11 protein-coding genes are annotated in these 11,444 nt (G+C 70.0%); 9 read left to right on the top strand and 2 right to left on the bottom strand.

Annotated features, from left to right (window positions below; translation table 11 throughout):
• Positions 1–98 precede the first annotated feature (98 nt).
• Together zapA and DBY63_RS07530 are read right to left on the bottom strand one after the other, a co-directional pair.
• Entirely contained in the window at positions 99–389 is a 291-nt protein-coding gene (gene zapA / locus DBY63_RS07535) for a cell division protein ZapA (RefSeq protein WP_007161496.1), read from the bottom strand.
• Entirely contained in the window at positions 386–718 is a 333-nt protein-coding gene (locus DBY63_RS07530; protein WP_256326388.1) for a hypothetical protein, read from the bottom strand. Before DBY63_RS07530 ends, zapA begins: the two co-directional genes overlap by 4 nt.
• 243 nt (positions 719–961) lie before the next feature.
• Here DBY63_RS07530 and arnB point away from each other — a divergent pair, with 243 nt between their 5' ends.
• The 9 genes from arnB to DBY63_RS07485 are packed head-to-tail and all read left to right on the top strand — an operon-like array spanning position 962 to position 11,435.
• Positions 962–2,110 carry a UDP-4-amino-4-deoxy-L-arabinose aminotransferase gene (gene arnB / locus DBY63_RS07525; protein ID WP_139346900.1) on the top strand — a complete coding sequence of 383 codons (1,149 nt, stop codon included), beginning with the start codon at positions 962–964 and terminating at the stop codon, positions 2,108–2,110.
• Entirely contained in the window at positions 2,107–3,096 is a 990-nt protein-coding gene (gene arnC / locus DBY63_RS07520; protein WP_074583455.1) for an undecaprenyl-phosphate 4-deoxy-4-formamido-L-arabinose transferase, read from the top strand. Before arnB ends, arnC begins: the two co-directional genes overlap by 4 nt.
• 11 nt (positions 3,097–3,107) lie before the next feature.
• A complete protein-coding gene (gene arnA / locus DBY63_RS07515; protein WP_108581571.1) occupies positions 3,108–5,090 on the top strand; it encodes a bifunctional UDP-4-amino-4-deoxy-L-arabinose formyltransferase/UDP-glucuronic acid oxidase ArnA in 1,983 nt (660 codons plus the stop codon).
• Positions 5,091–5,101: 11 nt separating this feature from the next.
• Positions 5,102–5,983 (top strand): 4-deoxy-4-formamido-L-arabinose-phosphoundecaprenol deformylase, encoded by an 882-nt coding sequence (arnD, locus tag DBY63_RS07510; RefSeq protein WP_027598077.1) that lies wholly within the window; start codon positions 5,102–5,104, stop codon positions 5,981–5,983.
• The gene (gene arnT / locus DBY63_RS07505) at positions 5,980–7,623 is read left to right on the top strand and encodes a lipid IV(A) 4-amino-4-deoxy-L-arabinosyltransferase (RefSeq protein ID WP_256594358.1); all 1,644 of its coding nucleotides are present in this window, start codon (positions 5,980–5,982) and stop codon (positions 7,621–7,623) included. Before arnD ends, arnT begins: the two co-directional genes overlap by 4 nt.
• On the top strand, positions 7,620–7,961 hold the full coding sequence (locus tag DBY63_RS07500; RefSeq protein ID WP_058791128.1) for an EamA family transporter: 342 nt from the start codon (positions 7,620–7,622) through the stop codon (positions 7,959–7,961). Before arnT ends, DBY63_RS07500 begins: the two co-directional genes overlap by 4 nt.
• The gene (arnF, locus tag DBY63_RS07495) at positions 7,958–8,359 is read left to right on the top strand and encodes a 4-amino-4-deoxy-L-arabinose-phosphoundecaprenol flippase subunit ArnF (RefSeq protein ID WP_108581565.1); all 402 of its coding nucleotides are present in this window, start codon (positions 7,958–7,960) and stop codon (positions 8,357–8,359) included. Before DBY63_RS07500 ends, arnF begins: the two co-directional genes overlap by 4 nt.
• Positions 8,356–9,753 (top strand): UDP-glucose/GDP-mannose dehydrogenase family protein, encoded by a 1,398-nt coding sequence (locus tag DBY63_RS07490; RefSeq protein WP_027598081.1) that lies wholly within the window; start codon positions 8,356–8,358, stop codon positions 9,751–9,753. Before arnF ends, DBY63_RS07490 begins: the two co-directional genes overlap by 4 nt.
• The gene (locus DBY63_RS07485) at positions 9,753–11,435 is read left to right on the top strand and encodes a glycosyltransferase family 39 protein (RefSeq protein ID WP_037006558.1); all 1,683 of its coding nucleotides are present in this window, start codon (positions 9,753–9,755) and stop codon (positions 11,433–11,435) included. The genes DBY63_RS07490 and DBY63_RS07485 overlap by 1 nt, the downstream gene beginning before the upstream one ends.
• The last annotated feature ends 9 nt before the right edge of the window (positions 11,436–11,444 follow it).

Here is an 11,444-nt window from a genome sequence, read left to right as displayed (position 1 = left end):
CGTAGGGTGGAAAACCGCAATGCGTTTTCCACGCGGGTATCGTGACTCCGCATGCCGGTAGCTTCGCGCGGCGCGGCTCCCTTATTCCAACCCGCTTCCTACGCCTCCTGCGCCGCCCGGACCTCGGCGGTCAGGGCCTGGAGGCGGGCGTCGAGGGCATTGAGGGCGCCGGCGTCGGCGGCGGTGTCCAGGCTCAGGCGCAGGGCGGCCAGCACCAGCAGCTCGGTGGCGTCACCGCGACGGCGGTCGCCCTGGATGGCGACCAGTTCGTCGCGCAGGCGGGCGGCGGCCTGTTGCAGGGCGGCGCGGTCGCCTTCGGCCACCTTGAAGCGGTAGCGGCGACCGAGCACCTCCACCTCGTCGTCGGCGCCCGTCTTGGCGGTCTTCACTCGACGCTGGCCGCGTGGCGCTGCTCGGCGTCGGCGGCCACGGCCTGCTCGACGGACTGCGCGGAGAGCAGGGCCAGCAGGCCTTCCACGCGCTGGCGGGTGCTGGCGCCGTGTTCTTCCTGCTCCAGCAGACTCAGTTGCAGGGTGTCGTTTTCGTCGCGCGCGGCCAGCAGCGCCTGCTCCAGTTCCTGGGTGCGGGCGGTCAGGCGCTGGTTGCGCTGCAGCAGGTCGCGGATGGCGGTTTCCAGTTCGCTCAGGGTGTTGTCCAGCATGGGCGCGGTCGTCTCTCGTGTCAGGTTCGGGACTGCCAGGGCGGCAGGGGTCAGCATTCTAGGCCTCTCACCGATCACCGGCACCCCATTCGTCGTGGGCTAAGCCCTTGTTTTGCCAAGAGGTTCACGGGGGTGACCGGCGAGCTGACCGGCTGTCAGGCAGTTGTCAGGTTGCGCTAAGGGGGCCGTAAGGCAAGACGCCTTAGCCTGGGCTCATCGCGTCGGCTGTCCTGTTCCGGCGCCCCTCGCTTCGGATGAGCCGCCATGACCGATCTGTCCCAGAGCACCGCCCCGCGCCAGCTGGACGAGCCCTTCCTGCCGTTTTCCCGGCCCAGCATCGGCGCCGAGGAAGTGGCCGCGGTGAGCCAGGTGCTGACCTCGGGCTGGATCACCACCGGGCCCCAGGCCAACCTGCTGGAAGAGCGCTTCGCCGATTCGGTGGGCGCCGCCCACGCCGTGGCCCTGTGCTCGGCCACCGCCGCCATGCACGTGACCCTGCTGGCGCTGGACATCGGCCCGGGCGACGAGGTGATCACCCCCTCGCTGACCTGGGTCTCCACCGCCAACATGATCACCCTGATCGGCGCCACCCCGGTGTTCGTCGACGTCGACCGCGACACCCTGATGGTCTCCGCCGAGCAGGTGGCCGCCGCCATCACCCCGCGCACCAAGGCCATCGTGCCGGTGCACTACGCCGGCGCCAGTTGCGACCTGGCTCCGCTGCGCGCCCTGGCCCGCGAGCACGGCGTGGCGCTGATCGAAGACGCCGCCCACGCCGCCGGTACCCGCTACCAGGGCGAGCCCATCGGCCAGCGCGGCACCGCCATCTTCAGCTTTCACGCCATCAAGAACCTGACCTGCGCCGAAGGCGGCATGCTGGTGACCGACGACGCCACCCTGGCCGAGCGGGTGCGCCGGCTGAAATTCCACGGCCTGGCGGTGGATGCCTTCGACCGCCAGACCCTGGGTCGCAAGCCCCAGGCCCAGGTGCAGGAGCCCGGCTTCAAGTACAACCTCTCGGACATCCACGCCGCCCTGGCCCTGGTGCAGCTGGATCGCCTGGGCGACATCAACAGCCGTCGCCGGCTGCTGGCCCAGGCCTACACCCAGCGCCTGGCCCAGCTGCCGGTCGCGCCCCTGGCGCTGCCCGACTACGCCCAGACCCACGCCTGGCACCTCTACATCCTGCGCATCTGCCCCGAGCGTTGCGGCCTGGAGCGCGAAGCCTTCATGGCCGGCCTCAAGGCGCGCGGCATCGGCACCGGCATCCATTTCACCGCCACCCACCTGCATCCCTGGTACCGCGAGCGCTGGCCCGAGCTGGCGCTGCCCAACAGCGAATGGAATTCGGCACGGCTGTGCTCCATCCCGCTGTTTCCCGACATGACCCTCGCCGACGTCGACCGCGTGGTCGGCGCCATCGAAGACCTGCTGGAGAAAGGCGCATGAAGCCCTATGCCATCGACCGGGTATCCGTGGTGATCCCCGTCTACAACGAAGAAGCCAGCCTGCCGGAACTCTTGCGCCGCACCCGCGCCGCCTGCCGCCTGCTGGATTGCCAGGTGGAGATCATCCTGGTCGACGACGGCAGTCGCGACCGCAGCGCCGAGATCCTGCAGCGGGTTGCCAGCGAGCCGGACAGCCCAGTCGTGGCGGTGCTGCTCAATCGCAACTACGGCCAGCACTCGGCGATCCTCGCCGGCTTCGAGCAGGCGCGGGGCGATCTGATCATCACCCTGGACGCCGACCTGCAGAATCCGCCGGAAGAGATCCCGCGCCTGGTGCACACCGCCGCCCAGGGCTACGACGTGGTCGGCACCGTGCGCCAGCAGCGCCAGGATTCCTACCTGCGCACCCTGCCGTCGCGGCTGATCAACCGCGCCGTGCAGCGCTCCACCGGCGTCGCCATGCGCGACTACGGCTGCATGCTGCGCGCCTATCGCCGCCAGGTGGTGCAGTCGATGCTGGCCTGCCACGAGCGCAGCACCTTCATCCCGATCCTGGCCAACAGCTTCGCCCGCCACACCACCGAGATCGAGGTGGCCCACGCCGAGCGCGAACACGGGGATTCCAAGTACGGCTTCCTCAAGCTGATCAACCTGATGTTCGACCTGCTGACCTGCATGACCACCACCCCGCTGCGCATGCTCAGCCTGTTCGGCGGCGGCCTGGCGGTCTTCGGCTTCCTCTTCGCCGCGCTGCTGCTGGTGCTGCGCGTCACCCACGGCGCCGAGTGGGCGGCCGATGGCGTGTTCTCGCTGTTCGCCGTGCTGTTCATCTTTACCGGCGCCCAGTTCGTCGGCCTCGGTCTGCTCGGCGAGTACCTCGGCCGGGTGTACCACGACGTCCGTGCCCGGCCCCGGTTCCACGTGGAACAAGTGATCCGCGCCGCCACCCTTTCTCCTTCGCCGGCGCCGCTGCGCCAGGTCCAGTAACAGGAACGCCCCTGATGAAAACCGCCATCGTCTTCGCCTACCACGACATCGGCTGCGCCGGCCTCGCCGCGCTGATCCAGGCCGGCTATCCCATCGCCGCCGTCTTCACCCATCCGGATGACCCGAGCGAAAACCGCTTCTTCGGTTCGGTGGCCCAGCTCTGCGCCCGCCACGGCATCCCGGTGCATGCGCCGGAAGACGTCAACCACCCGATCTGGGTCGAGCGCATCCGCGCCCTGGAGCCGGATTTCATCTTCTCCTTCTATTACCGCAACATGCTGTCCACCGACGTCCTGGCCTGCGCCAAGCGCGGTGCCTACAACCTGCACGGTTCGCTGCTGCCGCGCTATCGCGGTCGCGCCCCGGCCAACTGGGTGCTGGTCAACGGCGAGACCGAGACCGGCGTGACCCTGCACCGCATGGTCAAGCGCGCCGATGCCGGCGCCATCGTCGCCCAGCAGCGCGTCGCCATCGCCGCCGACGACACCGCCCTGACCCTGCACGCCAAGCTGCGCGAAGCCAGCCAGACGCTCCTGCGCGACAGCCTGCCGGCCCTGGCCGAAGGCCGGCTGAGCGAGCGCGAGCAGGATGAAAGCCAGGCCACCACCTTTGGCCGCCGCAGCGCTGCCGATGGCGAGCTGGAGTGGAGCCGTCCGGCCGTGGAACTGGGCAACCTGGTGCGCGCCGTGACCCAACCCTATCCGGGCGCCTTCGGCTGGATCGGTGACCGCAAGCTGATCGTCTGGAGCGCCCTGGCCCGCCAGGAAAGCCATGACCAGACCCCCGGCAGCGTGCTGAGCCTGGAGCCCCTGCGCATCGCCTGTGGCGAGGGCGTCCTGGAAATCCAGGCCGGCCAGCTGGGCGACAACGGCCTCTATCTGTCCGGTCCGCAACTGGCCCGTGAAGCCGGCCTGGTGGCCGGTGCCCGCCTGCATCGCCAGGATCGCCGCGCCAAGCGCCGCACCCGGGTGCTGATCCTGGGCGTCAACGGCTTCATCGGCAACCACCTCTCCGAGCGCCTGCTGGCCGACGGCGAGTACGAGGTCTATGGCCTCGACATCGGCTCCGATGCCATCGAGCGGCTCAAGGCCAATCCGAATTTCCACTATGTGGAAGGCGACATCTCCATCCACACCGAGTGGCTGGAATACCACATCAAGAAGTGCGACGTGGTGCTGCCGCTGGTGGCCATCGCCACCCCCATCGAATACACCCGCAATCCGCTGCGCGTGTTCGAACTGGACTTCGAGGAAAACCTCAAGATCGTTCGCCACTGCGTGAAATACGGCAAGCGCGTGATCTTCCCGTCCACCTCCGAGGTGTACGGCATGTGCCAGGACGAGCGTTTCGATGAAGACCGCTCCAATCTGGTGGTCGGCCCGATCAACAAGCAGCGCTGGATCTACTCGGTCTCCAAGCAGCTGCTCGACCGGGTCATCTGGGCCTATGGCGCCAAGGGCCTGAAATTCACCCTGTTCCGTCCGTTCAACTGGATGGGCCCGCGCCTGGACCGTCTGGACTCGGCGCGCATCGGCAGCTCCCGCGCCATCACCCAGCTGATCCTCAATCTGGTGGAAGGCACCCCGATCAAGCTGGTCGACGGGGGCGCCCAGAAGCGCTGCTTCACCGACGTCGACGATGGCATCGAGGCGCTGTTCCGCATCATCGAGAACCGGGGCGGTCGCTGCGACGGCCAGATCGTCAACATCGGCAACCCGGACAACGAAGCGAGCATCCGCGAACTGGCCGAAGAGCTGCTGGCCCAGTTCGAGGCCCATCCGCTGCGCCATGAATTCCCGCCCTTCGCCGGCTTCCGTGAGGTGGAGAGCAAGAGCTTCTATGGCGACGGCTACCAGGACGTGGCCCACCGCAAGCCCAGCGTGGAAAACGCCCGCCGCCTGATCGACTGGCAGCCGACCACCGCCATGGCCGCCACCGTCGGCAAGACGCTGGACTTCTTCCTGCGCGAAGCCCTGGCGCAGCGGGAGGCCTGATGAACACCCTGATCCCGGCCAGCCTGCGCATCGACGTGGACACCTATCGCGGCACCCGCGAAGGGGTACCGCGGCTGCTCGACCTGCTGGACGAAGCCGGGGTCAAGGCCACCTTCTTCTTCAGCGTCGGACCGGACAACATGGGGCGCCACCTCTGGCGCCTGGTGAAGCCCACCTTCCTGTGGAAGATGCTGAGGTCCAAGGCCGCCAGCCTCTATGGCTGGGACATCCTGCTGGCCGGCACCGCCTGGCCGGGTCGGCCCATCGGTCGCGACCTCGGTCACCTGATGCGCGAGACCCGCGCGCGCGGCCACGAGGTCGGCTTGCACGCCTGGGACCACCACGCCTGGCAGGCCCATACCGGCAGCTGGAGCCTGGAGCGTCTAGGTCAGGAATTCGGCCGTGGCCTGCAGGCCCTGGAAGACATCCTCGGCGCCAGGGTCGACTGCTCCGCCGCCGCCGGCTGGCGCGCCGATCCGCGCGTGGTGCTGGCCAAGGAGGCCTTCGGCCTCCGCTACAACAGCGATTGCCGCGGCAGTGCGCTGTTTCGCCCGCGGCTGGGCAACGGCAGCCACGGCACCCCCCAGGTGCCGGTGGACATGCCGACCTTCGACGAGGTGGTCGGCCCGGAGCTGGCCGCCGGTGACTGGAACAGCTATCTGCTCAAGCGCTTCCGTCCGGGGGCGCTCAACGTCTACACCCTGCACGCCGAGGTGGAAGGCATCGCCTTCGCCAATGACTTCCGCGCCCTGCTCAAGGCCGCGCGGGAGCAGGGCATCCTGTTCCTGACCCTGGGCGATCGCCTGCCGGCCGATCCGCGCCAGTTGCCCGCGGGCAATCTGGTGCGTGGCAGCCTGGCCGGCCGCCAGGGCTGGCTGGGCGTGCAGGCATGAGTCGGCGTCGCCTGTGGATGCTGCTGCCGCTGGCGCTGCTGGCCTATGCCCTGCCGCTGGCCTGGCGCGGCCTGTGGATTCCGGACGAGTCGCGCTATGCGCAGATCGCCCAGGAACTCTGGCGGCGTGGCGACTGGGTGGTGCCGCACTTCCTCGGCCTGCCCTATTTCGAGAAACCCATCGGCGGCTACTGGACCCAGGCCATCGCCCAGGCCTGGCTCGGTGACTCGCTGTTCAGCGTGCGCCTGGTGCCACTGCTGGCCAGTCTCGCCACCGCCGCCCTGGTGGTGCGCCTGACCCGGCTGATCTGGCAGGACCGCCCGCTGGCGCTGCTCGCCGGGGTGGTCTATCTCTCCTGCGTGGCCGTGGCGGGGCTGGCCACCTACGTGACCCTCGACGCCCAGTTCGCCTTCTGGATGGCCCTGGCGCTGCTCGCCCTCTGGCAGGCCCAGGCCGCCGAGACCCGCGGCGCGGCCCTGGTGCAATGGGCGCTGCTGGGGCTGGCCTGTGGCTGCGGTCTGCTGACCAAGGGCTTTCTCGCCCTGGTGCTGCCGGTGCTGGTGGCCGTGCCCTTCTTCCTCTGGCAGCGGCGGCTGGGCGAGTTGCTCTGCCGCGGTCCCCTGGCGGTGCTGGTGGCGATCCTGGTGGTGGCCCCCTGGGCGCTGCTGGTGGCCCGGCGCGATGCGGATTTCTGGAATTTCTTCTTCTGGCACGAGCATATCCAGCGTTTCGCCGGCCAGGATGCCCAGCACGAGCGGCCGTTCTGGTTCTATGGCCCGGTGCTGCTGCTGGCCATCCTGCCCTGGGCCGGCCTCCTGCCGCGTACCCTGGGCCAGCTCTGGCAGGACCGGCGTCACCGCGGCACCGCCTTCCTCGGCATCGCCGTGGTCGGCCAGCTGCTGTTCTTCAGCCTCAGCCGCGGCAAGCTGCCGACCTACCTGCTGCCGACCCTGGCCGCCCTGGTGCCGCTGCTGGCGCGCACCCTGCAGGAGGCGGGCCGGCGCGGCGCCACCGGTGCCCTGCGGCTGAACGGCCTGTGCAATCTGCTGCTGGGCCTGGCCGGCCTTGCCGCCCTGCTGATCTATGGCGGTCGCCTCTATGAAAGCGGCGAAGGCCTGACCCGCGCCCTGGCCCTGCTGGCGCCCCTGGCGCTGCTGCTGGCCGGCCTGGCCGCGCTGGTCTGGCCGCGGCGCACCCTGCTGGCGCCGGCCCTGGCGCTCTGGGTGCTGCTGCCGCTGCTGTCCATCGCCCTGCCCAACGGCCTGGTCGACAACAAGCTGCCGAGCACCTTCATCCAGGCCCAGCTCGGCCACTTCAAGAATGCCGGCCTGCTGGTCAGCAACGACCTCGGCGTGGCCGCCAGCCTGGCCTGGGCCACCCACCGCGATGACGTGGTGCTGGTGGGCGGTCCGGGCGAACTCAAGTACGGCTTCGCCCGCGAGCCGGCCAGCGGCCGGCTGATCGAAGAGCGCGACCTGGCCGCCTGGCTCGCCGCCCATCGCGACCAGGGTCCGGTGGCCATCCTCCTGCGGGTCGACGGCCCCAGCGATCGCCAGCTGCTCGACAGTCTGCCCGAGCCGGGCGAGAGCATCGCCAGCGAGCGCCTGGTGCTGCTGGTCTATCCGAGGCCGACGCCATGACCGCCCTCGACGGCCTGCTGATCGCCGTGGTGATCGGCCTCACCAGCGCCGGCCAACTGGGCCAGAAGCGCGCGGTGGCCGCCGGCAATGCCCTGGCCGCGCGACTGCGCTCGCCCTGGCTGTGGGGCGCCCTGGTCTGCCTGGGCCTGGCCCTGCTGGTCTGGTGCGCGGTGCTGCAGCGGGTGCCGGTGGGCATCGCCTATCCCCTGCTGTCGCTCAACACCCTGGCGGTGACCCTGCTGGCGCGCCTGGTGTTCGGCGAGGTGGTGGACGCCCGCGCCTGGTGTGGCTGCCTGTGCATCGTCGCCGGTGCCGCACTGCTGGGCGGCCAGCTATGAACGGCCTGCTGCCCCTCGGCCTGAGCATCCTGCTCACCACCCTGGCGCAACTCGCCCTGCGCGCGGCGCTGGTGCGGCTGCCGGCCATGGCCAGCTGGGCCGGCGCGCCCGAGTCGCTGCTGAGCACGGCCGGGCTGCTGCTGGCCCTGGGCATCCTCTGCTACGGCCTGTCGCTGCTGGCCTGGCTGGCCGCCCTGGCGCGCCTGCCGCTGGGTCGCGCCTATGCGGCGCTCGGCCTCTCCTACGTCTTCGTCCACCTCGGCGCGGCCTGGCTGCCAGGCGCCGCCGAATCCTTCACCCCCTGGAAAACCCTGGGCGTCGCGCTGGTCGTGGCCGGTGTCGCCCTCGTCGGCGGGCCCCGCGCCAGCGCCGCTCCCACCCTGAGGAATACCCTATGAACATCAGCGTTTTCGGCATCGGCTACGTGGGTCTGGTGCAGGCCGCCGTGCTGGCGGAAGTCGGCCACCAGGTGGTGTGCATGGACATCGACCGCGCCAAGATCGACAAGCTCAAGCGCGGCGAGGTGACCCTCTATGAGCCGGGTCTGGAAGAGCTGGTGCGCAGCAACCTGGCCGCCGGCCGCCTGGTGTTCACCCATGAGGCCGCCGAAGCCGTGGCCCATGGCGCCGTGCAGTTCATCGCCGTCGGCACCCCGCCGGCCGCCGATGGCTCGGCCGATCTGTCCGCCGTCTTCGCCGTGGCCGAGACCATCGCCCGCCTGCGCCGCGAGCCGCTGATCGGCCAGCCGGTCTCCCGCGATCCGCTGCTGGTGGTGAACAAGTCCACCGTGCCGGTGGGCACCGGCGACCGCGTCCGCGCGCTGATCCACGAGGTGCTCGCCGAAGAGGGCCGCACCCTGCACGTGGAGGTGGTCTCCAACCCGGAATTCCTCAAGGAAGGCGCCGCCATCGCCGACTGCAAGAAGCCCGATCGCATCGTGGTGGGCACCGACTCGCCGGTGGCCCGCGACGTGATGCGCGAACTCTATGCACCCTTCAACCGCAACCATGACCGCATCCAGTGCATGGACCTGCGCAGCGCCGAGCTGGCCAAGTACGCCGCCAACAGCCTGCTGGCGGTCAAGATCAGCTTCATCAACCAGATCGCCGAACTGGCCGAGCACGTCGGCGCCGACATCGAGGCGGTGCGCCAGGCCATCGGCGCCGATCCACGCATCGGTCACCACTTCATCTACCCGGGCTGCGGCTACGGCGGCTCCTGCTTCCCCAAGGACCTGCAGGCGCTGATCCGCACCGGCGAGGAAAACGCCGTGGAGCTGGACCTGCTGCGCGCCGTGGAAGCCATCAACGTGCGCCAGAAGACCAAGCTGTTCGAGCGCATCAACACCTACTTCGACGGTGACCTGCGCGGCCGTACCTTCGCCCTCTGGGGACTGGCCTTCAAACCCAACACCGACGACATGCGCGATGCGCCCAGCCGGGTGCTGATGGAGGCCCTCTGGGCGGCCGGCGCCAAGGTGCGCGCCTTCGACCCGGTGGCCATGGCCGAGGCCCAGCGCCTCTATGGCCACGACGAGCGTCTGGCGCTGATGGGCACCCCCGAGGCCGCCCTGGCCGGCGCCGATGCCCTGGTCATCTGCACCGAGTGGCAGCAGTTCAAGGCGCCGGACTTCGATCTGATCGCCCGCCAGCTCAATCAGCCGCTGATCTTCGACGGGCGCAACCTGTTCGATCCCGAGCGCATGGAGCGTCGCGGTATCGAGTACTTCGCCATCGGCCGTGGCGCCGCCCTGGGCGGTCCCCAGGTCACCCGCCGTGTGGACGCCGCCTGATGGTCTCGCCCATGCCCCTGACCCCACGCAGCGCGCCCCTGGCCGCGCTGCCGGCGGCCAGTCGCCTGCGCCGCGAAAGCCTGCTGCTCGGGGTAATCGCCACCCTGATGTTCACCCTCGGCATCTGGAACCAGGCGCCCCAGGGCTTCGACGGTCGCTGGGCGGTCTTTCTCGGCGAGATGTTTCGCCATGGCCCGTCCTTTTTCGCCACCACCTACGGCCAGCCCTATCCGGACTATCCCGGCACCGCCACCTGGCTGAGCTGGCTGGCCGCGCGGGTGATCGGCGCGCCCAATCACCTGGCCAACGTGCTGCCCACCGCCCTGGCCTCGGCCGCGGTGCTGGCGCTGACCTATCGCCTGCTGGCCGATACCCGCCGCGCCTGGGCGCTGCTCACGGTGCTGCTGGTGGCCCTGACCCCGCAGTGGCTGGAAAAGGCCCGCGCGGTCTGCCTGGATCAGCTGGTCGCCCTGGTGGTGCTGCTCTGCTTCTACCTGCTCTACAGCGCCGACCGTGACGGTCGCCCGCTGCGCCGCCTGCTGGTGCTGCCGCTGTTCGCCCTGGGCTTCGCCATCCGTGGTCCGCTGGGCCTCATCGAGCCCTGCGGCGTGGTCTGCCTCTACTGGCTGGTGGTGGCCTGGGGCGAACCGGCCCGGCGCACCCTCGCCCTGCAACGGCTGTTCGGCTACGGTCTGGCCGGTCTGGCGCTGCTCGCCCTCGGCTGGTGGACGCTGATCCAGCTCGCCCACCACGAGGGTGGGGCGGATTTCGCCGCCGAGGTCTGGCACATGCAGGTCACCGGCCGGCTGGACGAGAGCGGCAAGCCGTTCTGGTTCTATCTGCAGCTGGGGCTCTATCGCTATCTGCCGGTGCTGCCGCTGGCGCTGCTGGTGCTGGTGGCCGAGCGCCGCCGCCTGCTGGCCTGGCCGCACACCGCCCAGCGCCGGCTGCTGCTGGGGCTGGCCGGCAGCGGTCTGCTGATCCTGGTCGGGTTGTCCATCCCGCACTTCAAGCGCGCCTACTATGTGGTGCCCATGGTGCCCTTCCTGGCCGCCATCGCCGCCCATGGCCTCCTGCGCGCCGAGGGCTGGTTCCGCCGCATCGCGCCGGTCTACACCGCGCTGGTGCTGGCGCTGCCCGGGCTGGCGCTGGTGGCCATGCTGGTCTGTCGTCACCTCTGGCAGCGCCACGGCTACTGGCCGGATGTCTCCCTGGCGCTGCTGGTGCCGGCCTTCGTCCTGCTGCAGATCGCCGCCCTGGTCAGCTGGCGCCGGCTGGACGGCAGTCGCCGCCTGCTGACGCTGAGCGCCCTGGCGCTGGCCGCCCAGTGGCTGATGCTGGTCACGGTGGTGGAGCCGGCCCAGGACCTGCAGTACGACACCCGCGGCTTTGTCCAGCAGGTGGAAGGTCTGCGCCAGCAGCAGCCGGGTCCCCTGGTGTTCTTCGGCCTCGGCCAGGACAGCTGGGCGATCCGCTACATGATGAACCTGGACCACGACGAACAGCCGATCTTCATCGCCCGGCCGCAGGTCGCGGACCTGGCGCACCTGCCGTCCGGCGCCTGGATCATCCTCGCCCGCGACGACCGCGAATTGCTGGCGGGCACCCCGCTGGCCGACCTCACCCCGGTGCTGGGACGCCGCCTCAACGGCAATCCCTGCCTGGTGTATCGCCTGCCCTGAAGTCCCCCG

This window comes from Pseudomonas sp. RIT411 (assembly GCF_003057735.2).
GTDB lineage: Bacteria > Pseudomonadota > Gammaproteobacteria > Pseudomonadales > Pseudomonadaceae > Chryseomonas > Chryseomonas oryzihabitans.
The sequence above is the reverse complement of the archived record's forward strand: the minus strand, read 5'-3'. Positions and strand labels throughout refer to the sequence as shown.